The sequence below is a fragment of the Vibrio xiamenensis genome, assembly GCF_900100015.1.
GTDB classification, from domain to species: Bacteria; Pseudomonadota; Gammaproteobacteria; order Enterobacterales; family Vibrionaceae; genus Vibrio; species Vibrio xiamenensis.
Genome location: NZ_FNDD01000042.1, coordinates 14,401 through 37,309 on the forward strand (window position 1 = coordinate 14,401; position 22,909 = coordinate 37,309).

The following is a 22,909-nucleotide window of genomic DNA, read 5'->3' on the forward strand; positions in this document are numbered from 1 at the left end:
TACAGGTAGAGTGCGTTTTTAAATTTGGCGTTTACCGCCCCATGAACTTGGATCTTTACGATGTCTCATGTTAGCCCGCTCATCAATACCAAATCGGTACTTTGGAATACCTTCAAACTCGGTTTTCCAGTTGCGATCCAAAGTGCCCTAGTCGCCATACTTGCGCTGGCGGATGTATTGATGGTCAGCAGCCATGGTCAAGCGGCCACCGCTGCGGTAGGTCTGGCATCGAAATGGCATTTTGTTGTCACTATGGTGATGGCCGGTATGGCCAACGCCAACGGTGTACTAGTTGCGCAATACTGGGGACGTAAAAACGCTGAGAAATCCAAGCAAGTTACCTACTTCTCTATTACTGCTGGTTTGATGATTCTCACGCCGATTGCAATTGCCTTAACCGGCGGCGCCAGTTTTATCATGCTGCTGCAAACCAGTGATCCCAGTGTGATTGACTTTGGGGTTGATTACTTGTGGTTTGCCGCGCCATCGCTATTGCTGACACATTTTATCATTGTTATTGAATCCAGTTTGCGATCGACCGGTGATAGCCTCACTCCACTTATCGTCGCCGCCATCACCATCGGCTGCAATATCAGCCTTAATTACGCTCTGATTGATGGTCACTTTGGCTTGCCTGCAATGGGAGTGGCCGGCGCGGCGCTTGCCACCAGCTTATCACGCTTGATTCAAGTACTCATTTACATTGTGTCGCTGAAACTGCGCAGCCATTGGCTGTATGTTACCCAAACCGTTAAAGCCGATAAGCGGCTCAAAACTTCCTATTTGCAACTCGCTGCGCCAACGGTGGCTGGCGCAGTGTTGTGGGCGACAGGAACGTTGATTTATCAAGTAATTTTCGGCCATATGGGCACGACGGAACTGGCGATATTCAGCACCATTGCCCCGTTTGAATCGCTATGCTATTCGGTTTTTATGGGCATTTCCGTCGCATGTTCGATCATCCTTGGTCAACATTTAGGGCGCAGCGAATTTGAACAAGCGCTACGCACTTCTCAACTGTTTATTCAACTGATCGTGGTGTTAGGGCTTGTGACCAGCCTTGTGCTGTATGTGGGCAAGAGCGAATTGGTCGCACTGCTGCGTTTAGATAAACAAGATACCGCGCTGATGGCGAGCCTGGCCTTAAACGTTACCTGTTTAGGTGTGTGCGTGAAAATGGTCAATATGGTGGTCATTAACGGAGTGTTACGGGCAGGGGGTGAAAACAACTACTGCTTGAAAATGGATTTCACCTCGACATGGGTGTTTGGCTTACCCCTGACAGCGATTGGCGCGGTGATCTTTTCGCTACCGTTTCACTTGGTGTACTTGTGTATGCTTGGCGAAGAAGTGGTCAAAGTATTACTGTGTTTTAGCCGTTATCGAAAAAATCTTTGGCTTAAAAACCTAACCATTAATTAGGGTTCAACACGGTTTTTGCACATATAACAGCGCACACCCATTAGATTGGCACTATAGATTAAGTTGACTTATTCTCGAGACTTGTGGCTTGAATTGAACGCGAGCCTGAATCAGCGAAATGAACATAGATACCAAATGGTTAGCTGACTTTCATGGCGATGTAACCGAATATATGCCAGCCTTCGTATGTATCGCGATAAGTGCATTTACTTTTAATGCAGGTAACGGCATCGCCGCGGCGATGCTAGTGTATGCGTTTCTAAAACTCGCCACCGGAAGAGGGAAAGAAGATCACTGGTCGGTTTATTTAATCGCCGCTGTCATGATTTACTATTTCTATATTTTATCGAATCACTAATATCACGATGTCATGATCGAAAAAGACGGCAAACGCCGTCTTTTTTGTTGCGAAAGGGCTTAACCACGCTCAAAAATCCACTACCACTTTGGTTTTGATGCGTTGCCTGTATACCTTAAGCAACTTATGCATCGCTACCAGTTGGGAGGATAAACGGTTGCGGCGAAAACGGAGAATCAATTTTGGAGCCCAAATCAATAAGTTAAGCCAAAATATATTGCGATTAAGCGCCTTGAGTTTGGGTGCATCGGCGGTTTGATGCCATTTGAGTAGTTCGCTTAACCGAGTTTGTTGGCTCACTTGTTCCATTCGATAAGAATCCAGCATAAACAGTAACATATCGCGAATTTTGAGTTTGGCGGAATCAGAAAAGCGCGCCTCTTCTAAATCGATAAACGTCACTCTGCCATCATCGTTAACCACAATATCTCTCATCGCTGGGCGACCGTGAATAAAGCTCGCCTGATGTAAACGCAACAACCCCGAAAATGCATCGATATACAAAATGTCTTGTGAATGGGCTTCTGCTTGGTGAATCGGAACACCGGAACTTTCAGTAATAAACGAAGAGCGCGATTTAAAAATCAGCTTGGGCACCGGAAGGTCCCGCTCTAACGCATACTCAAGCGCTGCTAACTCATGTAGAAAACGCTGCTTGGGCGGATAGGCACTGTATAAAGCTAAGTGACTAAAACGGCGACTGGTACGAAATAAGCGATTCAAAGCGACATTAAACCAATTACGTTTGTCTTCTCCACATTTCTTCAGCCACACACTACGTCCATCAGTTTCTATCTGATACACGTAGGAATTCTTAGAAGTGACTTGCATGATCAATATCCTTGGCGGCAGGAAAAAAATGAAAAAATTGTGAATATTAAAAAACATTATTTTAACACTTAAATAAGTGGGATCAGTGTCTCAAAATTAATTTCCATAAACGAAAATCACATTCAAACCGCAATGAATTTCGATAATGACAGCAACCCAAAATTACGCTGTTACGGTTATTTCCCGTTTTAGGTCAGAAAATGCTAGAATCGCCGCCATTCGACGCACTTAGTTTTCCAACCGATGATGTTAGGCATACATACGGCTTGGTTCTAAGTCGGCTATACATGATTTAAAGGTTATATTTCAGATGGTTAACAACTCAATTCAATGGTTTCCTGGTCACATGCATAAAGCACGTAAAGAGATCGAAGAAGCCATTCCTCAAGTTGACGTCATTATCGAAGTGCTGGACGCTCGAATTCCATTTAGCAGCGAAAACCCAATGATTGCTCAGCTCAAGGGCGAAAAACCGGTTGTAAAAGTGTTAAACAAGCGCGACTTGGCCGATCCTGAATTGACCCAGCTTTGGATTGAGCATTTCGAAAAAGAGCACAATGTTAAAGCCATCGCGATCACTACTTCACAACCGCAAGAAGTGCAGCAAATACTTGAACAGTGCCGAAAATTAGCGCCGCATCGTGAAGAAATCGGTAAAAACATTCGCACCATGATCATGGGCATTCCTAATGTTGGAAAATCGACGATTATCAATACATTAGCTGGACGAACCATTGCGGTAACCGGTAACCAACCTGCCGTTACCCGTCGTCAGCAGCGTATCAATCTGCAAAACGGAATTGTTCTGTCTGACACTCCTGGGATTTTGTGGCCAAAAGTTGAGAACCCACATAGCGGATTTCGCTTAGCCGCAACTGGCGCGGTCAAAGACACGGCGATGGAATACGATGAAGTCGCTTTTTACACCGTTGAATACTTAGCCAGCGCTTACCCAGAACGACTGAAAGAGCGCTATCAGCTTGACCAACTTCCAGAGAGCGATATTGAAATCATGGAAGAGATAGGCCGTCGCCGCGGCGCCCTACGTGCAGGCGGCCGTGTCGATTTACATAAAGTATCAGAAATTCTGCTCCACGAATTGCGTGCAGGTACTCTTGGTCAATTAACGTTAGAATTGCCGGAAATGATTACCCAAGAATTGGTTGAAGTGGAAATCGAAGAAGCGCGTAAAGCAGAAGAAAAAGCCAAGCGTAAAGAAGAGCGTCGTAAACGTTATTTAAGAAATAAACGCTAAGCGCATGAATCTCTATAACAATAACGGCGAACCTAGGTTCGCCGTTATTGTGTTCGAACTACTTAATGCCACACAACTTCAGCAAAATACCTTCAAGCTGCTCCCAAGGCATCAAACACACATCGATAACCTCGATTCGCGACTCAAAGCCTTCCAAACTCATCTCATTTACCGACACCACTCCGTTGGCCAAATTAAACGCATAACAACCTCGGCTGGTATTCATTACCGCTTTAACACGTTCTGCTGTTAATGCACTTAACATGTCAAACAGTTGGTCAAAGTCGAATTGATATTCGGCACCAAACAGCCAACCGCAGCTGTAATAGCCTTGCCCTTTATTTTCTTTGCGGACAAAAGCTTCTCCGGGCGGCAACTGAAACTGTGGTTCCATGTTAGCGTGATGATGATAGTGCTCTTCGATGTTTTGCGTGTTCTCAAACAAACGCTGGGTATCCAAAAGCTCAACAGGCACTTGCCCTTGTTGTACTAACTTTGTAAACACTTTAGCGGGCTTTTGATCCGTCACCCAACTGTTGAAACAATCAATATCCTGAACCTTGCACGCATCCACTTTGTTGCCAATAACAACGTCGGCACAAGCTAATTGGTCACAGAAATTCGCATTAGAGGTGTATTTTTCATCACCAAGATTGCGCGGGTCCACCAATGCAATGGTTGCTTTCAGGTCTACATAGTCTTGGTACTGAGATGAGGTCAGCGTCGCCATGACCTGCTTTGGATGACCAAGCCCTGTCGGCTCGATGAGTAAGCGATCTGGGTTTTGACGCAAAAGCGCTGTAATGCCAACAGACATAGGCACACCTGCAGCGCAACACATGCATCCACCTGGAACCTCTTTAATCACTGCGCCCTGCTCGGAAAGAATGGCACCATCGATCCCAATCTCACCGAACTCATTCACTAACACAGCCCATTTTTCATTAGCAGGTTTGGTTTTGAGTAAATGCAAAATTGCGGTGGTTTTTCCCGACCCAAGAAAGCCAGTAATGATATTTGTCGGTACACGGGATGACATAAAAGCGCTCCAAGCGAATAAATTTTGTTGAGTATATCACTCTTTTTAAACGACAAAAGGCGCATCAATCGATGCGCCTCAATCCCTCGTTACTCAATCGTGAGTTTGCGAATCAGGAAGACTCTAGCTGCTTCCTAAACTAAAAACGAGGCAGTGGAAATGCCATTTTGAATCCATCCAAATTGTAGGTAAGGCGCTTGATATCCTCCATGCGGGTCAGTTCAGATTGCCTTACACATAAACTATGGCGCATAATCGCGTTTATGCAAGTACAGAGTGTGATCTCGATTACAATTCATCGCTATATTTGCAACTCAATATTTCATTCTTGTCGCTATAGTTAGCCGGGCAGCCGAGTATAATTTGTAGCACACCCACTCACCTATTGTATGATACGAGGCCACTTTCATAATGACAAAGAGAGAGAAAATAAAGCGATCTTTACTTGCACACGTTCCCAAAGATACGATCAATCAATTTCTCTCTAAAGACCGAACTCCTATTTCGGTGTTATTTATGTCGTTAATGGTCGGCATTTTTTCTGGCCTGGTCGGCACCTATTTCGAAGTCGCTGTACACTTTGTTTCTGAAACTCGCACCGAATGGCTCAAGAGCGAAATTGGCTCCTCACTGCCATTATGGCTAGCGGCATTTATCATTAGTGCCGCACTTGCGTTTATCGGTTACTTTCTGGTTCACCGTTTTTGCCCAGAAGCCGCAGGCTCTGGTATTCCTGAAATTGAAGGGGCGATGGATGGTATGCGTCCCGTTCGTTGGTGGCGAGTATTACCGGTAAAATTTCTCGGTGGTATGGGCGCACTCGGCTCCGGGATGGTGCTTGGACGTGAAGGCCCGACAGTACAAATGGGTGGTGCCATTGGTCGCATGGTGACCGATATCTTTCGCGTAAAAAACGAAGACACTCGTCACTCTTTATTAGCATCAGGCGCAGCAGGCGGTTTGGCGGCGGCGTTTAACGCACCACTCGCAGGTATCATGTTTGTGGTTGAAGAGATGCGCCCGCAGTTTCGCTACTCACTGATCTCAATACGGGCAGTCATTATTTCATCCATGTCTGCGTGTATTGTCTTTCGCATGGTGCGTGGCCAAGATGCGGTAATCACGATGCCGCAATATCAAGCGCCCGAAATCGCGTCACTGTGGCTGTTTCTTGCTCTGGGTGTTCTGTTCGGCGTATTAGGCGTGGTCTTCAACCGTTTGGTGACCATCTCTCAAGACTTGTTCACCCGTATCCATAAAAACGACCGCAAACGCTACCTTATCACCGGCACCATGATTGGCGGCATGTTTGGTATCACGCTTTTGTATATGCCTGAACTCACTGGCGGCGGTATCTGGTTAATCCCTAACATCACTAACGGCGACTATGGCGCAGGTTTTCTACTCCTGCTCTTTGTTGGTCGAGTGTTTACCACCATGATGTGTTTTGGGTCGGGTGCACCTGGCGGCATTTTTGCTCCAATGCTAGCGCTCGGCACTCTGTTTGGTTATGCCTTTGGTGTCACTGTAAAAGGCATCTATCCTGAGCTTGATATCGACCCTGGCATGTTTGCCATTGCCGGTATGGGCGCCCTATTTGCCGCAACGGTGCGAGCGCCGATTACAGGCATTTTATTGGTTATTGAAATGACCAATAATTACTATTTGATTCTCCCACTTATCGCAACCAGCTTAGGCGCGGTGGTTGTCGCGCACATGTTTGGCGGCCAACCTATCTACAGCCAATTACTACATAGAACTTTGAAAAATGAGAAGTTAAGACAGCGCGACCTCCCAAAGGACGCACATTCATAATTGCCAGCTAACGCTTCCGGTTGATATTATTTACACAATTAATACTCTCAGACCAATATCGTCCTGAAAGTTGTAAAATATCACTTAGGAAACCACTTTTTGAACTGGAAGCGTTTCACTCAATTCTCTTCTATACCATCATCACAGGCATCGCTTGCTCTCGCTATTATCGCCTTAGGCCATGCTTGGTCTCTCTATATCCCGCAAATAGGCGAGTTAATCCGTCCATATTTTGCTGGTTTTGGCGCCTTAATGCTGCTTCCCGTACTTATTAAGTATTTTTCAAGTTTTCGTTTGTTCGTCGCCGATATTCAACATCCACTTACTGGTAGTTTGATGGCCCCTATGACTATGGCGCTGCTGGTACTGTGCGACTATCTGGCGATGATTTCCCCTTTTATCGCCTACCCATTGTGGTTTGGCGCACTACTGCTGCACATCGTGATGATGGTGATGTTTTTCTTTTATCAATTGGCACACTTCAAAATGTCGAACATCTTGCCAAGCTGGTTTCTCTACCCTGTCGGGCTCATCAGTAGTTCTCTTGCCGGTAGCCAATTCGGTCACACAGTTTTCTCCGCCACCTTAGTTAAAATCTGTGTCGCGATATATTTCTTTATGTTACCTGTGGTGCTGTATCGTCTGGTGTTTGAAGGTATGGTACCTAAGCGAGCCCGTCCTACCCTCGCCATCATGGCCGCACCGATTAACCTGACGCTATCCGCCTATTTAGTTAACTATAAGCAGCCTGACCCTATTCTCACCGGCGCATTGGCAGGAATAGCCATTACCATGACCTTGTTGGTGTATCTCTGCTATTTTCGATTACTGAGGCTTAAATTTCAGCCTTCAGTCGCTGCAGTGACCTTTCCTTCGGTGATCAGTGCGCTTGCAATGCATCGCCTGACGACTTTTTTCGGCCAATATTATCCTCATTGGCATTGGCTGCATCATTTTGGCTGGTTTGAATTATCGGTGGCGACAGGGTTAGTGATCTGGGTCGTTATAGGCTATATAAAAATGTATTGGCCTGAACTTTTTAACAGAAAATAAAATTTTAAATACGCCATACTTTAACAAAAGATATACCCCCCTAGGGGTAATGAAAAACAAGAATAATAAATATAGACACTATTTTTGTTTGTTATGGTACGCAAAATAATAATAATTGCACCTCGTAATTATATTAAAATTAACTCATATATCTATTTGTCAGCTGACTATCAGGTTTACAAATAAAAAAAGGATATATGAGTTATGAATACCGTCACTAATTTCCCAGTCTTACCCGATTTTATCCAAACCAAAATTGATTTTTACTTAGAAGATTTATTTCAATCTACTGATGATGGGCGACATTTAGTTGTAGGAAAAAAACCATCTGCCAATGATATAGTGCTACAAAGTAATGATTATTTAGATTTATCTAATCATCCAGAAATAGTGCAATGTCACGCAGCTGCTCTATTAAAAAACCAGAACACACCGTTTATGTCTGGCGTATTTCTACAGAATGATGGCGTAAAACCTGCGGTAGAAACCGAACTGGCGCAGTTTACTGGCTTTACCTCGTGTCTATTGTCACAATCTGGATGGGCAGCAAACACGGCATTATTGCAAACAATTTGTGATAGCCAAACTAATGTTTATATAGATTTCTTTGCTCATATGTCGCTTTGGGAGGGGGCTCGCATTGCAGGCGCGAATATTCACCCCTTTATGCATAACAACGTACGCCATCTTAAAAAATTGGTGAAACGTAATGGTCCTGGACTGGTTATTGTAGATTCCATTTACAGTACGATAGGTACCATCGCACCTCTAGAAGAAATTGTGCATGTTGCACGTGAAAATGGCTGTGCAACACTTGTTGATGAATCTCACTCTTTGGGTACTCACGGTCAAAATGGAGCAGGACTAATAAACGAACTTGGATTAACAAAACAAGTGGACTTTATGACAGCAAGCTTGGCAAAAACGTTTGCTTATCGTGCAGGAGCTATTTGGTGTAACAATTTGGCCAATGAATGTATTCCGTTTGTTGCTTACCCTGCTATATTTAGTTCGGCTATGCTTCCTTATGAAAACGATCGAATTTCAAAAACATTGGAAGTGATTAAAAAATCTGATGTATCACGTACAAGACTAAATTCTTCAGCAAAATATCTTGCAGAAGAATTAAGAAAAATAGGCTTCAGTATACGTAGTGAATCACAAATTGTTTCTCTTGAAACTGGAGATGAAAAAAACACCGAGAAAGTACGTCAATACTTAGAATCCAATGGTATTTTTGGTGCTATATTTTGCCGTCCAGCAACAACACCGAATAAAAACATCATGCGGTTTTCATTAAATAGTTCTATAACTCAAGTAGAATTAGACCGAATTATTGAAGTTTGCAAAAAAGCATATTCTGAGCCTAATATCTACTTTGTATAGTTTTGGTCAATCGTCGCTCTTTGTGAGCGATGATTGTTAAATCCAATCTGATATTTTATCCAGCATAAGCTCGGTATCAGACGGCTTTACAATATAATCATTCATTCCAGACAAGCGTATTTTATCGATGGTTTCATCGCGAGAATCGCCTGTATGCGCCAAAATAGGCACCGTTGAATAACCATTGGATGAATTGCGAATCAATGAAGCCGTTTTGATACCATCTAATAGAGGCATTTCAAGGTCCATAATGATCAAATCAACCGACTGCATACTAAGCTTATCCAGCACATCTTGCCCATCGGAGGCCTGAACAATTTGATAGCCCTGTTTTTCAAGCAAAATGGAGGTATAAGCTCGCAAAGAGTGATTATCATCAGCAATCATTATTGTTTTACCCAACTTCGCCTCTTTTCTTGGCAGAAGATTACGATTACTCGACGGGTTTTCAAAGAACAGTTCATCCAGTACCGCCTTGGCATCCATAACTAAACGCGTACGCTCAACAGGATAGATAGTAAGATGACGTTCAATATCTGTATGGTAGCTCTGGTTACGATCGTAAAGGAAAACGATTCGAGCTTCTGTAAAGTGCAGCTTATTAAGCAATGCCTTAAATTGGGTTGGCTTATCAACCATGGCTTGCAGATCAAGCAAGATAAGTGAAAACTCAAACTGATACTCTTCTCGCTTTAATGCTTGGTCAAATTCACAAACATTAAGGTGGAAGCCTTGATAAAAGGCCTGTTCACTGAGAAAGCGACCAAACACCGACGTTTCACCCACAAACAGCACTGAGCGGGATTTCATAAGCTCAAGTTTAATATTATCAGTAACTCGAGATTCGTATTTAGGGAATGACAAAGTAAATTCCGTCCATTGACCTATGACCGAACGACAACTGATGTTGCCGCCAAATGCATTCATTACCTTTTTACAAAACGGCAAACCGAGACCATAAGAGCCATTTTTGCCAAAGGTATAGAAGTCCTTAAAGATGTTTTCCAAAATGTCTGGCTCGATACCAATACCATTATCTCGAAACTTAATCACGTTTTGATTGTTGGTCGAGCGGATTTGGACATCGATTTTAAAATCATTGGAATTACGATAATAAAACGCGTTTTTTAATAAGTTGTATAGCGCGTATTTAAGCAAGGTATCGCTGCCCAAAAACTCAAAATTTTGCTCAACATGTAAGAACACCGACTCGCGGTCGAGAGCCCGTTTATAAGAAAAGCTTTTTAGCGTCTTTTCGACGACGGCTTGTACATCGTGGCGTTTAAACGTTGCTGGAGAAACACGGTTTTCATCAATTGAGGTTAACAAAAGATCAATGGTTTCATTTCCTGAACGGATCACTTCATCAGCGTCCACCAACACTTCACGGGCCAGAGACAACTCACTGTCAGAGATTGAATAAAAATCGCGCTTCATATCTTTATTTTTCGGCAAAATCGAATCTAGAACTTCCAATGACGATTTCAACGCACTTAAAGGGTTGCGCATTTCATGTGCGATCCCAGCACCAAATGATTTAGCAATTGACGCTTTGGTTTCGTGGGACACTTGGTTGCGAAAATAAGCAAGGTTGCCAAAAATATAAGTGAACAGAAAAATAGGAATATAGGGCCACACTACCTGTGAAGCAGCCAACTCAAAGTCAACACCGTACACGAGCAAGAAAGCTAATGAAATAAATATCGCTGCGTGAAGAACCATCACTCGAGTTTGATGAACAAGTAAGATATGTAGAAAAATGGAGGCCATAAACGACATAGCCCAAACCGTCGTCCAACCATTTTTGAACATCATGTAAGAGAAAAAAAACGGTAAACATATTCCAATAGACACTAAGTAATATACTGGGATATGAGGCTTCAAGTATTTTGGGGCAAAGTTGCGAAACGCAACACCACCGAGGAGTATGGCGCATAAAATACGTAGTGGTGCATTTTCATACGGCTGAGGAAAAATAAATTTCCAAACAATATAATACGTCGGGAAACCAACTAATCCCAACCATCCTACTAAGGTAAGATTCGGTTCTGCATATTGATAAACCTTTCTTACTGTTTCCATTTAACTTCCTACAAACCTTGGTGCCATCCACTAGCCAAGCATTTTATAATTTTTTCAGGCAGCGCGCACATCTTAGTGATCACGAATAAAGGTCGAAAATGTTATTTATTTAGTGCATTAACGAGATTGAGCTGCCTTTTCGACTGGTTGTCACATCGACTCGCAGCGCCATTTGCTCTTTCATTTCGGATACGTGAGAAATCACGCCAATGGTTCTTCCTCCTTGCTGCAAATCGATAAGAGTTTGTACTGCCAGATCGAGCGACTCTGGGTCTAAACTGCCAAAACCTTCATCAATGAACAAGGTATCTAATCGAATTCCACCACTGTACGATTGCACTACATCCGACAATCCTAATGCAAGCGCAAGCGCCGCCATAAAAGACTCTCCGCCTGATAAGGTCGCCACATCACGCCATTTTCCGGTGTAACCATCTTCCACCATGAGGTCTAGTCCCGACCCTGCATTTCCCTTTGCTTTATCTTCTTTGCGACGTAATTCATAACGCCCTTTAGTCATCAATCGCAGCCGACTAGACGCTTGGATCAACACATCATCGAGCAAAACACCAAGCACAAAACGGTGTAAACTGACCTTAGAACCGGTGCGTCCGTTTGCCACATCACTGAGCGTACCGACCACTTGATACTGCTTTTGTAACGCTTCATTCTGCTTGTGTAAATGCTCTAATTTTTGTTCAACTTTGTGATATGCATCAAGTTTAGACTGGTACTGAGATTGATGTTGTTGGGCTTGTTGGTAAGCGGTATTTGCGCTATCGACGGCTAGTTGTAATTTTTCAAGCTCAGGAGCAGTTTGCGAACCGAGCTCTTTTTTTAGCGTATCAAGAACGGCCACAATTGCGGTATGCTTATCATGGTATTCACGAATACTGACTTCCAACGCCTCAAGCTGAGCGGGTTCAAGCTTGGCATCCAGGTAATCAGCTTCATTGGCAAACTCACTACCCGCAAGCGCTTCAAGCCATTGAAATTCAAGCTTTTCCACTTGTTCTCGGCTTTGTTTATGGTACTGCTCGCGACTCTCTAGCGCTGTCTGAGCAGCCACCCATTGCTGCTGCTGAACGTTGAGATTGTTTTGCGCCTGCGCGGCGCGCGCAGTAATGTCAGAAATCTGCTTTGCGAGCGTAACTTGCTGCAATTTGACTTGTTCAATGCTTGTTGGCTCGTTTGGCAATTCAGCCTGCAAACTTTCTAGAATATTTTGCGTCTTAGTCGCCTTGCTGGTCGCCAGCATAAGTTCATTTTGCAGCGCTTCACATTGAGTCTGAGTCTTGGCACTCTGCTGCTGCATTTGCTCTAGCGCCTTGAAAAGCGCCTCAGGCTGCATCGACTCAAGCTGGTTGATTTGGCGCTTGAGCTCGACGAGCTCTTTTTGCAGCTCTTCAAGGGACTGCTGCTCAGCATCTCCGAGTTGATGACGCCAACCTGCCACCGCTTGCTCCACTTTCGCAAGCTGCAATTTGGCTTGATTACGCTGCTCGGTAACGAGCTCAAGCTGCTTTTGCATACTTTGCTGCGTAGCGCGCGCCTCATCGACTTGCGCTTTGGAGACCTCTTCAACACTAAATTGAGCCGGTGCCGGATGATCCATGCTGCCACATACCGGACATGGCACATCTTCCTGCAAGGTTTTAGCCAGTTGCGCGGCTTGCGAGCTATGCCATAGGTATTCTAATTTGTCTGCAGCTTGCTTTGCTTGTTCCACTTGGCGTTGAGCGTTATCGAACTCCACTTGCGCAGTCTCATCTTGCACCTGATAGTGAGCAAGTGCGACCAAGGTTTGATTGAGCTCTTGATACGCATGCACTTGTTTTTCAAGGCTGATTTGTTGCTGCTGTTTAAGCGGCAATTGCGCGGTTTGGGTTTTAGCTTCATCAAGCTGTTTTTGTTGATGGTCAATTTGCTTGGCTAAGCCCTCTAGCTCAGCATGACTGCGATCATATTGTGTCTGTGCAAGTTTCAACGCCTCAAGTTCGCCATTGAGCTGTTGATTGAGACGCTGTTGCTCAAGCAGGGTTTTCTCAAGCTGTTCCAGTTGATACGCCTGCTGATTGAGGGTTGGTAACTGCTGCGTTTCAGATTCGGCGTTCGCTGCACGCTGCTTGGCTTGCTCTAAACTCTGCTTCTGCTCAAGGACATGCTGTTTGGCTTCCGTGATCGCGGAATTAGCTTGCACCGCGAGTCGCTGCGCTTGCTTCCATTCACTGTAAGGCACATTGATGGTCGCTGCCTTATTAGCCAGCGCACGTTTACGCTCTTGAACGTCGATATTGGCGCGCGTTGCCAACAAGAAATCAAGCTGCTGCTCTGTGCGGCGCAGCTCAGTAAATTTGTTTTGCAGATTTTGCGCCGCTTTATACTGCTCATTGGCAAGTTCAAGCTGTTTAAGTGCCTGATCACTCGCCGATTTAGCCGCCGTCAATTCTGGTTTTATCGCTTCAATTTGCTCTTGAAGCGCGGATTCCGAATCTACATCGGTCGTGCTGAGCGCGCCCATAATCTGCTGATCAAATTCCTCTTTTGCACGGCGAATACCCGCGGCTTGATCAAATAGGGCTCGTTCAATCGCTGTGTAAATATGGGTCTGAAACAATTGGCCAAAAATCTGCTCTCGGTCTTTGGAATTTGCCACCAACAAATCGCGAAATTTACCTTGAGGCAACACCATCACTTGGCGAAACTGTTTCACATCTAACCCGATAAGCTCAAGCACCGCTTTCGCAACCGGAGTTGGCTTATTGGCCAGTAACACCTCTTCACTGTCATCAACTCTTATCAAGGTTGCGCTGTGACTCTTTTTGGTCAAACCATCACCACGTTTTTTCGGCATCATTTGGTCGGGGCTGCGCACCACTTTGTAAATAGCACTCCCCAGCGAAAATTCAAAACTGACTTCAGTGACTAAATCAGGTGATGCGTAATCACAACGCATTTGATCGCCGGTGCGTTCACTACCGGTAGTTTCACCGTAGAGCGCAAAGCAAATCGCATCGAGAATCGAACTCTTACCCGAGCCCGTAGGACCATTAATTAAAAATAGTGGCGATGTGCCAAGCAAAGTGAAATCGATGCTTTCTTTACCCGCAAAAGGACCAAAGGCTTGAATGGTTAAACGAATCGGTTTCATGGTTATGGCTCATCCTGACGAACAAGTTGCGCGATGACATCTTTCACCGCTTGTTCTTGCTCTTGAGTTAAATCGCTTTGCTGCGCTTCGAGGAAAAAGTCTTTAAACATATCAAATTCACCGCGCGCTAAGCGCGCTTTCCCCATATCTTGGTCAACACCGATCAGCATTCCGGGCTTCTCTAAATGCAGTACGTTCGGATAAACAGCGCGTAGCTTTTCCATTGGATCCAAAATGGCATGTTTATCCATTAAGCGCACCAGAAGATAATCGTGCGCGTGAGGATCGCTTTTCCCCTGCTCAATGATCTGCTGCAGCTCGCCTTCGATAATACGCATTTGGTGCGGCGCATTAAGAGGGATATGAGTGGCGCTAACAAATCCATCGCGATTTAGCTCAACCAAGGTCATACCCTTTTTCTGATGTTGCTCAGAAAAGCTATATTTCATTGGCGAACCAGAATAGCGAATAAACTCTTCACCCTTTTTCTGCGGCTGATGCAAATGGCCAAGGGCAACATAATCAAAATCAACAAAATGCTCATGACTGACACGATCTGAGCCACCAATGGACAAAGGCCGTTCTGAATCAGATTCGATAGCACCATCGACAAAACAATGACTTATCAAAACGTTACGCTGCTGCGGTTTAAATTGTTGACGAATTTTTTCGCACAATAATTGATGAGCATCGTCGTGGGTCGAGGCTGGCTCAGAATAATAGTGGCGAACGGTTTCAGGGTCGTTATAAGGCATGCCGTAGAAGGCCACTTCGCCGGCTTGCTCGGTTTCGATCACCACAGGCTTAAGCATGTCTTCAAAATTGGCGATGATGTGTAAACCGGCTTGTTTGAGCTGCTCGGCGCCAAAGCCAAGACGCTGCGCCCCATCATGGTTACCCGGAATTAAAATGATCGGTATTTGCAATTCACCACACACCAAATTAATAAACTGGTTCATCAATTCAATGGCCACCGTCGGCGGTACCGAGCGATCGTAAATATCGCCTGCAATAATCAGAGCATCGACAGGTTGCTGCTTAAGGTAGTCAATGATCTGCTCCAGCACCACGCGCTGGTCTTCCAGTAGCGAAACATTGTGGAATTGCCGGCCAAGGTGCCAGTCGGAGGTGTGAAGAAATTTCATTCAATTCAGGCTCTTCCCTAAAACAAGTGGCTATCATAGCAAGAAAGTTAACCTGAGCTCCACAAACAAACAGCCGCATCAGGCGGCCGTTTGTTAGCAATGTGAAATCGATTAATTATGCGCGACTTTTACAATGCTCAATCGCATCGTGGACAAGCTCTAGTGCGGTTTGCTGGCACGGCGGTAACTGCGCATCGCTTTGACGAATGGGGGTCACGCGCTCACCCCATTTGATATGCCCAGCACCCCAAGTCAAACCCGCGCCAAACGCGGCAAGCAATAGATTGTTATGCGGTTTGATTTTACCTTCTTCCAGCGCTTCACACAGCGCAATCGGCACGGTTGCGGCCGAAGTATTTCCGTAGCGATGAATATTAACGAAGGCTTTTTGTTGCTCGATTCCCGCAAGGTCACACAGGGTTTGGATAATGCGCACATTCGCTTGGTGAGGAATGACCACATCGATATCTTCTTTGCTCAATTGACTGCGAGACAACACTTGATTCGCTGCAGAGCCCATACCTTTCACGGCGCGTTTGAAAATCTCTTTGCCGACAAAATCAAAGCTCCAATAACCATTATCTGCGGCGAAGCGGTCCATCGCAGTACCAAATTTAGGCACCGCTAAAATATCGCGTCCTTTGGCATCACAACCGATTTGCGCATGCTGTAAACCCACCGCTTGCTCAGTGCGACTTAGCACTACCGCGCCGGAGCCATCACCAAATAGCACTGCAGTATCACGTTTAGTCCAGTCCAAAAAGAACGATAGGCGTTCTGCGCCAATCACCAACGCATGACGGTAATTGCCCGCTTGAATTAGGCGTGTCGCGGTTTCAAGCCCATAAACAAACCCGGTACATGCAGCGTTTAAATCAAAAGCCGCCGCCGATTGAATCTCAAGATTTTGTGACACTTTCGAAGCGATGTTCGGGATCAGAGTGTCAGCGGAACACGTTGCGACAATCACCACATCGATGTCACTCGGTTCTAACCCCGCACAGGCAAGCGCATGCTTGGCGGCAACGGTCGCAAGATCGGAGGTATTGACGTGACTGATGCGGCGAGTTTCGATACCAGTGCGAGTACGAATCCACTCATCAGAGGTATCAAGAAAAGTGCTTAAGTCATCGTTTGAAAGCGTGGCAGGCGGCAGGCATTTACCCCACCCAGAAATTTCAGCATAATAATTCGTCATTGGAAACCTAATGATGTTTTTTTATTGGTTTGACCAGATTATAACGAGCCAACACGTACGGTGTCACCTAATTGACAAACAAATCAGAGAGGCCTGTCATGTCAACATTTACAACTCGCTGCCCTGCCTGCCATGGTATGAATCGCGTTCCCACAGAGCGAGTGTCCGAAAGCCCAAATTGCGGTAAGTGCCAAACACCACTCCTTGATGGCGCTCCGATTGAAGGAACCGAGCAAAACTTAACCGCCTTACTGCAAAGCACCCAACCTGTGGTGATCGATTTCTGGGCACCTTGGTGTAACCCTTGCGTAGGATTTGCGCCGGTATTTTCCGATGTCGCTAGCGAACGTAACGGCCAAATTCGCTGTGTCAAAGTCAATACTGAAGAACAGCAAAATATCGCCGCACAATATCAAATCCGCAGTATTCCCACCGTGATGGTCTTCAAGCAAGGACAGCGCGTCGACATGATTAACGGCGCCCTACCAAAGGGCCAATTTGACCAGTGGCTTAACAGCGCGTTAACAAAATAAATGTTCATATATACAGCCGTTTAGCGCTAACATAAGCGGCTGTCCACGACTTAATTATTTATAAAAATTATTTGTCGTTACGGACAAAACCTTTCGTTTTACCTTTATCACCATCAGCGGCATAGTCGCGCCGAATTGAATTAAATTTTCTCTAATTTCGAGGCGAAGTCGTTGAATACCTCCATGGTTGCCACGCCCAACTCCATGCGCGTTTCTGTTCCTGTTATCGCTCTAACTTTTTATGCGGTTGCATCTGGCTATCTGATGAGTCTGATCCCGCTAATGCTGCCATTTTACGGTTTGGATACCGCATTGGCTGGTTGGCTCGCGAGCGTGTTTTACGCAGGCTTACTAATTGGCGCAGTCGCGATCGAACCCATTCTTGCCCGCATTGGTCACAAAAACGCGTTTGTGTGGTGCCTTATCGCTTTCATGCTGACCATTATTGCTCTGCCAAGCTTACCTTACGGCTCGGTGTGGATTGTTAGCCGCTTTATCGCTGGACTCGCTGTTGCAGGCATTTTTGTGATTGTGGAATCTTGGCTACTTCACGGTGATGAACGTGCTCGAGCAAAACGACTTGGTGTCTATATGGCCGCTTTGTACGGTGGTACTTCAGTGGGTCAATTTGGCATCGGCATTTTAGGCATTAGCGGTGCAATGCCATTTATCGCCATCATTACGTCACTGTTTGTTGCCGTCATGGTGTTGATGTTTGTGCGCACCGAGCAACCTGCTCATCAGCACAGCAACGGTTTTTCGCTTAAAAGCATGAGCAAATTAAATCACCCTGCACTAGTGGGCTGTTTAGTTTCAGGCTTAACGCTTGGCGCTTTATACGGACTGATGCCGCTTGAACTTAGCCAAAAAGGGATTGAGAACCAACATATCGGCAGCCTAATGGCACTGATTATTTTGGGTGCAATGGCGGTTCAACCTATTGTTCCTTGGCTATCTAAACTGCTGGGTAGCACATTGTTGATGGCTGCATTCTGTTTGATTGGTGCAGCCGCTGCGACGACCGCAATGCTGGGAACCAATTTACTCGATTTGAGCATCAGCTTGTTTGTTCTTGGTATGGCACTATTTGCGCTCTACCCCATCGCCATTAACCTTGCCTGTAAAGCGGTCAGTGCCGACAAAATTGTCAGTGTAACTCAAGTAATGCTACTGAGTTACAGCGTTGGTTCGGTAATCGGCCCAGTGCTTGGCGACATGTCGATGCACTCTCAACATGGCTTATTCGGTTATCTGTTTGCGATGTTGATGGCAACCTGTATCTATATGTTGATTTCCAGCGCTAAACGCCGCCATCGTGCCATGGCAGGTTAAGCTAAAAACCAAGAATACGAGAGGGGCTTATTGCCCCTTTTTTGTTTTTCGTTGATGATAATTTGATTGCCCAGCAAGCGGTTTCTTCGGTATTGCCCTACGCTCGTGAACTAAGTGACGTAGAGCGAGAATCGGATGGGAAAGCAACATTCTTGGCCCCGAATAGCGCATCACTTGCTGCATCATTTGCTTGGGTTCAGGCTTGTAACAATGAATTGGACATTGGTTGCACGTCGGTTTGCCGTCGCCATACGGGCAGCGATCCAAGCGCATTCTCGCGTACTGCTCAAGCTCTTTGCAGATAGAACATGAGGTATTATCGCTCTTATGGTGCGTAATACAGTAGATTTTTAGCATCGCACTGACCGTCGCCAACTCTTTGTTCAGCTTCCCACTCAGTTTTGGTGTATTGTCGTTAAACATCGCTATAGATTATTTGATATTTCCGGCTCCAATAGTAACAAAACCGCCAATCAAGCATGTTGATTTCACACCTAATTTTTAGATGGCTAAAGTGATTTACTCGAAAAAGTCATCTCAACCACTAAGCTTTACGTACAACCATTGATACCCCAACAAGGACGTTACTATGCTTAGACACGGTTTACTGACTCTACTCATTAGCGCTTCCAGCGTCGTTTATGCCTACCCTAATCATTCCAATCAGTGGTCGCATCGAAGTTTACTCTATTTTGCCCCCGACAATGATCAGCAAGTGCAGCAATTTCTACTCGAAACTCAGATGCATCAATGCGATTTAGATGAGCGCGACATAGTGGTGCTTGTGATTACCGCCAGTGGGGAATCAATGCCCAACTGGGTTAAAGAGCAATACGACATTAGTCAGCTGTATAAAAATTACCAGGTGGCTCAAACCGACTATGCCAGTATTTTGATTGGTCGCGATGGCTATGAAAAACTGCGCTTTACTCACAGCGTCGATTGGCAACTTCTCAATCAAACTATCGACGGTATGCCGATGCGTCAGAGAGAAATGCAGCAAGCCAGCAATCCATGCTCCGCGTAAAGCCAACTGATTGAAATCAAAATTAACGCCCTGCCAAACAGGGCTTTATCCAAATCAAGCAATCAGAGTAGGCAATTGCGTCATCGAGGAAAACGGGATTTCACCAAATTGGCTCGCCATCGCGCCCTCTGGACAATAGTAAAAGCAGGTCATTCCCGCCGCGGTTGCCGCTTGGATTCCGACCAAACTATCTTCGACGACGTAACACTCTTCAGGAGCAAACCCCATTTGTTTAGCGGCATGAAGGAAGATATCTGGTTTGGGCTTCCAAGCACCAATTTCATAGCAGCTAAAAATATTGTCATCGAAATAACGACGCAGCCCCGTTGCGGTCAGCGAATGTTCGATTTTATGCCGAGGAGCCGACGACGCCACGCACTTAGTCAAACTCAGCGCCGCGACCACATCCTCCACCCCTTCGATAGGTTTAAGATGCGCATCAAATAACTGGCTCACTTTCGCGCGATATTGCTGCTCGAAATCACTCGGAGCAATAAAGCCGAGTTCGTTTTGCAACTCGGCCAAGATGACGTTAAATTCGACGCCGCGATAACGCTCAACCAAAGTTTGGGCTGACATATTCACGCCAACTTCACTTAACTGTTGCGATAGTCCTAAATTACACAGATGTTCGCTGTCAACCAAAGTGCCATCACAGTCAAAAATGACGAGTTTTTTGATCATTTGTTGCTATTTTCCTTTTGTCGGTGCACTTGAAAATTAAGGTTGTTTGGCAAAGATTTTCACGCTATCACACATCGTTTAAGCAGGTTACACCACTCTGTGTCTCAAAACGAGACTCAATGAGACTCAGCATTTTGCTACCGGGTACTAACGTGCAACACAAGCAGTGAAACGTTGGCAAATTTGCCCAATTTCAACCTCTTGCCTATCCTTTGATATGAATCAATTTTACTATTGCTTTAGTTTAAGGATAAACATGCGCGTTCATTCAATAAGAATAAAACTTATGCTCCCCGTCATCTTCCTCACGGTAGTTGTTTGCGGGCTATTTGGGTCAATGATGGTAGTGACAAAAATGCAGCAAAGCGGTATCGAGGCTCAAGCTGCACGCTACTTTGAAGCGGTCACTGAAGTACTCAATGCTGATAGGGATATCTATCAAGCACGACTTGCCCAAGAGCGGTTACTCGGTGGACAAGGCACCATCGATGAAAACACGGCAGCTTATAAAGAAAATGCGCAGCAGGTGTTTGATCGATTTCAGCATTACCGTTCATTTTTAAGCGAGGAACCTCAGTTACTTACTGAATTTGAATCCTTTGATAGTGCGTTTAAGTCTTGGACTGAATCGAGCGATAAGCTACTCAAATACGCCAAAGCTCGAAATCAATTGACCGAGAGTTTCAGCACCCTAGACAGCAAATTCCTCACCTTGCGCGACATGCTTGATAAAGCGGGAGAACGTCTGCGTGAATATGCTCGAGAGAAAGAAAATGATCCGCAGTCAAACGATTATTTAGAGCGCTACGTTGAAGCGATTGCTGAAATTCTCAATGCTGACCGAGATATTTACCAAGCTCGATTAGTCCAACAACAAATCCTCAACGGGGTGGGTGATTTTGAGAAAAATAAAGCGGTATTCGAGGAGAACGCTCAGCAAGTCATTCAACGCTTTCACTCCTATCGCAATTACTTGCTTAAAGAACCCGACCTTATTGCACCTTATGCGAAGTTCGATACTTTATTCAACGAATGGCTCAAAGAAAGCAACGAATTCCTTACTTCAGAACCTGCGATTGACCAAGCCTTGATTCCACAAGAGCTAGGCATCACCGAACAACGTTTTGATATCATTCGGGATATGCTTGACCGCGCGGGCGAACGTGTGCGAACTCACGCGCGAGCAATGGAAGATGAACTGGCTAACAAAATTCAAAGCTTCCAATCCGTTGCCACAGTTATCATTGTCATTGCTTTTGCTGCGTCATTGATCGTTGGCTATATGATGCCAAAAAGAATCACCCAAAATGTGGAAAGCTTAACTCTGCGTATTCGAGAGATTGCTGAAGGTGACGGTGATCTGACTCAACGAATTAATTCAGCGGCAAAGGACGAATTAGGCGACCTTGCCAATGAGTTTGACGGCTTTGTTGAGCGCTTACGTTCTATCATCAGCAGCGTCCACGACCAATCACGCGCACTCGGTGGGATGACTGGTGAACTGAATAGTACCTCAGAAACTACGGTTCACATTACCCAAGCACTGGTATCAGCATCTGATTTCATTGTTAACTCCGGAGATGACATGAACCGTTCTACGCAGAATATGTCTGATGTCGCGCGAGAAACCACCAGTGAAGCGCAGAACTCCACTCAATTGACTAAACAAGGTATTGCCGCAGTTAACACTTCACATAAAGCAATATCGGCATTAGTTTCCGATATTGAAGAGGCGTTAATCAAAGCAACCGAATTAGAACAAAGCTCTGAAGCCATCGCCTCGGTGCTTGAAGTAATTCGAAACATTGCCGAGCAAACTAACCTACTCGCGCTAAACGCCGCGATTGAAGCAGCGCGCGCCGGCGACCAAGGGCGCGGATTCGCTGTGGTTGCCGACGAAGTGCGTACTCTTGCAACAAGAACCCAGCAGAGCACCGATGAAATTGAATCTATGATAGACAGGCTAAAGCAGAACGTTAACGCGTCTTCGGCATCAATTCAAAACAGCCGAACTAACGCCAATACCACGGTGGCCAATTTTGACGAGGTGATTCGTATTTTTGATGCGCTTGAAGATTCTTTTGAGAAAGTAAAAACCATGGCAATGCAGACTGAAGGAGCGACACAAGAGCAATTCACATTAGTGAGCGCCATCAATGACAATTTAGGCACATTAAAAGAACAGACAGACGGCGTAAAAACCGTGTCAGATCTCATTCAAACTACCTCGCAGCAAATTTCACAGCTGTATGTTGAACTCGACAAACAAGTCGGTAGCTTTAAGGTTTAGCTCTAGTAAGAAACGAAAACGTATAAAGGCTCCATTCGGTGCCTTTCTTATCTCTTGAAGGTGATAAATGCTCACACTGAAGCGTGATCATTTGAATAGAGAATAATAACTTAGATGGAGATGAAAGGAAATGGAGGCGCGTCCCGGAGTCGAACCGAGGTCCACGGATTTGCAATCCGCTGCATAGCCACTCTGCCAACGCGCCACACTAAATTTGAGATGGTGCCCCGGGCCGGACTTGAACCGGCACAGCGCGAACGCCGAGGGATTTTAAATCCCTTGTGTCTACCAATTCCACCACCAGGGCA

Annotated in this window: 18 protein-coding genes and 2 tRNA genes; 10 read left to right on the forward strand and 10 right to left on the reverse strand. The window is 45.3% G+C overall.

The genetic code is table 11. The annotated features are described in order from the left end of the window. Nucleotides 1-60 precede the first annotated feature (60 nt). Nucleotides 61-1,422, forward strand: a complete 1,362-nt coding sequence (locus BLS03_RS23130; protein ID WP_093279244.1) for an MATE family efflux transporter — start codon at nucleotides 61-63, stop codon at nucleotides 1,420-1,422. Nucleotides 1,423-1,540: 118 nt separating this feature from the next. Continuing rightward, a complete protein-coding gene (locus BLS03_RS23135) occupies nucleotides 1,541-1,780 on the forward strand; it encodes a hypothetical protein (protein WP_245696787.1) in 240 nt (79 codons plus the stop codon). 69 nt (nucleotides 1,781-1,849) lie between these two features. Here the strand turns inward: BLS03_RS23135 and BLS03_RS23140 are convergent, their stop codons facing one another. Next, nucleotides 1,850-2,611 (reverse strand): BUD32 family EKC/KEOPS complex subunit, encoded by a 762-nt coding sequence (locus tag BLS03_RS23140; RefSeq protein WP_093279245.1) that lies wholly within the window; start codon nucleotides 2,609-2,611, stop codon nucleotides 1,850-1,852. A 310-nt stretch (nucleotides 2,612-2,921) separates the two neighbouring features. Here BLS03_RS23140 and ylqF point away from each other — a divergent pair, with 310 nt between their 5' ends. Then, nucleotides 2,922-3,866 carry a ribosome biogenesis GTPase YlqF gene (ylqF, locus tag BLS03_RS23145; RefSeq protein WP_093279246.1) on the forward strand — a complete coding sequence of 315 codons (945 nt, stop codon included), beginning with the start codon at nucleotides 2,922-2,924 and terminating at the stop codon, nucleotides 3,864-3,866. 58 nt (nucleotides 3,867-3,924) lie between these two features. On the opposite strand, the gene BLS03_RS23150 is transcribed toward ylqF, so the two are convergent. Then, the gene (locus BLS03_RS23150) at nucleotides 3,925-4,905 is read right to left on the reverse strand and encodes a CobW family GTP-binding protein (protein WP_093279247.1); all 981 of its coding nucleotides are present in this window, start codon (nucleotides 4,903-4,905) and stop codon (nucleotides 3,925-3,927) included. Nucleotides 4,906-5,316: 411 nt separating this feature from the next. Between BLS03_RS23150 and clcA the strand changes: the two genes are divergently transcribed. The 3 genes from clcA (at nucleotide 5,317) to cqsA (ending at nucleotide 9,159) form a co-directional block, all read left to right on the forward strand. Next, nucleotides 5,317-6,720 (forward strand): H(+)/Cl(-) exchange transporter ClcA, encoded by a 1,404-nt coding sequence (gene clcA, locus BLS03_RS23155; protein WP_093279248.1) that lies wholly within the window; start codon nucleotides 5,317-5,319, stop codon nucleotides 6,718-6,720. 99 nt (nucleotides 6,721-6,819) lie between these two features. Beyond that, on the forward strand, nucleotides 6,820-7,773 hold the full coding sequence (locus BLS03_RS23160; RefSeq protein WP_093279249.1) for a TDT family transporter: 954 nt from the start codon (nucleotides 6,820-6,822) through the stop codon (nucleotides 7,771-7,773). Nucleotides 7,774-7,977: 204 nt separating this feature from the next. Next, the gene (cqsA, locus tag BLS03_RS23165) at nucleotides 7,978-9,159 is read left to right on the forward strand and encodes an alpha-hydroxyketone-type quorum-sensing autoinducer synthase (protein WP_093279250.1); all 1,182 of its coding nucleotides are present in this window, start codon (nucleotides 7,978-7,980) and stop codon (nucleotides 9,157-9,159) included. 36 nt (nucleotides 9,160-9,195) lie between these two features. On the opposite strand, the gene BLS03_RS23170 is transcribed toward cqsA, so the two are convergent. From BLS03_RS23170 to BLS03_RS23185, 4 genes are all read right to left on the reverse strand, one after another. After that, complete coding sequence (locus BLS03_RS23170) at nucleotides 9,196-11,241, reverse strand: hybrid sensor histidine kinase/response regulator (RefSeq protein WP_093279251.1); 2,046 nt, start codon at nucleotides 11,239-11,241, stop codon at nucleotides 9,196-9,198. A gap of 109 nt (nucleotides 11,242-11,350) precedes the next feature. After that, a complete protein-coding gene (locus BLS03_RS23175) occupies nucleotides 11,351-14,392 on the reverse strand; it encodes an AAA family ATPase (protein ID WP_093279252.1) in 3,042 nt (1,013 codons plus the stop codon). 2 nt (nucleotides 14,393-14,394) lie between these two features. Then, nucleotides 14,395-15,537, reverse strand: coding sequence for an exonuclease SbcCD subunit D (locus tag BLS03_RS23180; RefSeq protein WP_093279253.1), 1,143 nt, complete (start codon nucleotides 15,535-15,537; stop codon nucleotides 14,395-14,397). A gap of 115 nt (nucleotides 15,538-15,652) precedes the next feature. After that, on the reverse strand, nucleotides 15,653-16,735 hold the full coding sequence (locus BLS03_RS23185; protein ID WP_093279254.1) for a ketoacyl-ACP synthase III: 1,083 nt from the start codon (nucleotides 16,733-16,735) through the stop codon (nucleotides 15,653-15,655). A 98-nt stretch (nucleotides 16,736-16,833) separates the two neighbouring features. On the opposite strand from BLS03_RS23185, the gene trxC reads away from it, so the two are divergent. Further along, nucleotides 16,834-17,268, forward strand: a complete 435-nt coding sequence (trxC, locus tag BLS03_RS23190) for a thioredoxin TrxC (RefSeq protein ID WP_093279255.1) — start codon at nucleotides 16,834-16,836, stop codon at nucleotides 17,266-17,268. A 171-nt stretch (nucleotides 17,269-17,439) separates the two neighbouring features. Further along, complete coding sequence (locus BLS03_RS23195; RefSeq protein WP_425445129.1) at nucleotides 17,440-18,600, forward strand: MFS transporter; 1,161 nt, start codon at nucleotides 17,440-17,442, stop codon at nucleotides 18,598-18,600. 27 nt (nucleotides 18,601-18,627) lie between these two features. Here BLS03_RS23195 and BLS03_RS23200 read toward each other — a convergent pair whose 3' ends face one another. Next, the gene (locus BLS03_RS23200; protein ID WP_093279257.1) at nucleotides 18,628-19,023 is read right to left on the reverse strand and encodes a nitrous oxide-stimulated promoter family protein; all 396 of its coding nucleotides are present in this window, start codon (nucleotides 19,021-19,023) and stop codon (nucleotides 18,628-18,630) included. Between the two features lie 166 nt (nucleotides 19,024-19,189). Here BLS03_RS23200 and BLS03_RS23205 point away from each other — a divergent pair, with 166 nt between their 5' ends. Continuing rightward, nucleotides 19,190-19,627 (forward strand): DUF4174 domain-containing protein, encoded by a 438-nt coding sequence (locus BLS03_RS23205; RefSeq protein ID WP_093279258.1) that lies wholly within the window; start codon nucleotides 19,190-19,192, stop codon nucleotides 19,625-19,627. Between the two features lie 54 nt (nucleotides 19,628-19,681). Here BLS03_RS23205 and BLS03_RS23210 read toward each other — a convergent pair whose 3' ends face one another. Further along, nucleotides 19,682-20,311 carry an HAD-IA family hydrolase gene (locus tag BLS03_RS23210; protein ID WP_093279259.1) on the reverse strand — a complete coding sequence of 210 codons (630 nt, stop codon included), beginning with the start codon at nucleotides 20,309-20,311 and terminating at the stop codon, nucleotides 19,682-19,684. Nucleotides 20,312-20,648: 337 nt separating this feature from the next. Here BLS03_RS23210 and BLS03_RS23215 point away from each other — a divergent pair, with 337 nt between their 5' ends. Beyond that, nucleotides 20,649-22,601 carry a methyl-accepting chemotaxis protein gene (locus BLS03_RS23215; RefSeq protein WP_218122044.1) on the forward strand — a complete coding sequence of 651 codons (1,953 nt, stop codon included), beginning with the start codon at nucleotides 20,649-20,651 and terminating at the stop codon, nucleotides 22,599-22,601. Between the two features lie 131 nt (nucleotides 22,602-22,732). On the opposite strand, the gene BLS03_RS23220 is transcribed toward BLS03_RS23215, so the two are convergent. Together BLS03_RS23220 and BLS03_RS23225 are read right to left on the reverse strand one after the other, a co-directional pair. After that, nucleotides 22,733-22,806: transfer RNA gene (locus tag BLS03_RS23220), tRNA-Cys, on the reverse strand. A 15-nt stretch (nucleotides 22,807-22,821) separates the two neighbouring features. Next, a tRNA-Leu gene (locus BLS03_RS23225) sits at nucleotides 22,822-22,908 on the reverse strand. Nucleotide 22,909: the final 1 nt, after the last annotated feature.

What these genes read in the sequence shown, in the direction of transcription:
- BLS03_RS23130 (WP_093279244.1), top strand. Translation starts at nt 61, where the DNA reads ATGTCTCATGTTAGCCCGCTCATCAATACCAAATCGGTACTTTGGAAT.
- BLS03_RS23135 (WP_245696787.1), top strand. Translation starts at nt 1,541, where the DNA reads ATGAACATAGATACCAAATGGTTAGCTGACTTTCATGGCGATGTAACC.
- BLS03_RS23140 (WP_093279245.1), bottom strand. Translation starts at nt 2,611, where the DNA reads ATGCAAGTCACTTCTAAGAATTCCTACGTGTATCAGATAGAAACTGAT.
- ylqF (WP_093279246.1), top strand. Translation starts at nt 2,922, where the DNA reads ATGGTTAACAACTCAATTCAATGGTTTCCTGGTCACATGCATAAAGCA.
- BLS03_RS23150 (WP_093279247.1), bottom strand. Translation starts at nt 4,905, where the DNA reads ATGTCATCCCGTGTACCGACAAATATCATTACTGGCTTTCTTGGGTCG.
- clcA (WP_093279248.1), top strand. Translation starts at nt 5,317, where the DNA reads ATGACAAAGAGAGAGAAAATAAAGCGATCTTTACTTGCACACGTTCCC.
- cqsA (WP_093279250.1), top strand. Translation starts at nt 7,978, where the DNA reads ATGAATACCGTCACTAATTTCCCAGTCTTACCCGATTTTATCCAAACC.
- BLS03_RS23170 (WP_093279251.1), bottom strand. Translation starts at nt 11,241, where the DNA reads ATGGAAACAGTAAGAAAGGTTTATCAATATGCAGAACCGAATCTTACC.
- BLS03_RS23175 (WP_093279252.1), bottom strand. Translation starts at nt 14,392, where the DNA reads ATGAAACCGATTCGTTTAACCATTCAAGCCTTTGGTCCTTTTGCGGGT.
- BLS03_RS23180 (WP_093279253.1), bottom strand. Translation starts at nt 15,537, where the DNA reads ATGAAATTTCTTCACACCTCCGACTGGCACCTTGGCCGGCAATTCCAC.
- BLS03_RS23185 (WP_093279254.1), bottom strand. Translation starts at nt 16,735, where the DNA reads ATGACGAATTATTATGCTGAAATTTCTGGGTGGGGTAAATGCCTGCCG.
- trxC (WP_093279255.1), top strand. Translation starts at nt 16,834, where the DNA reads ATGTCAACATTTACAACTCGCTGCCCTGCCTGCCATGGTATGAATCGC.
- BLS03_RS23200 (WP_093279257.1), bottom strand. Translation starts at nt 19,023, where the DNA reads ATGTTTAACGACAATACACCAAAACTGAGTGGGAAGCTGAACAAAGAG.
- BLS03_RS23205 (WP_093279258.1), top strand. Translation starts at nt 19,190, where the DNA reads ATGCTTAGACACGGTTTACTGACTCTACTCATTAGCGCTTCCAGCGTC.
- BLS03_RS23210 (WP_093279259.1), bottom strand. Translation starts at nt 20,311, where the DNA reads ATGATCAAAAAACTCGTCATTTTTGACTGTGATGGCACTTTGGTTGAC.
- BLS03_RS23215 (WP_218122044.1), top strand. Translation starts at nt 20,649, where the DNA reads ATGATGGTAGTGACAAAAATGCAGCAAAGCGGTATCGAGGCTCAAGCT.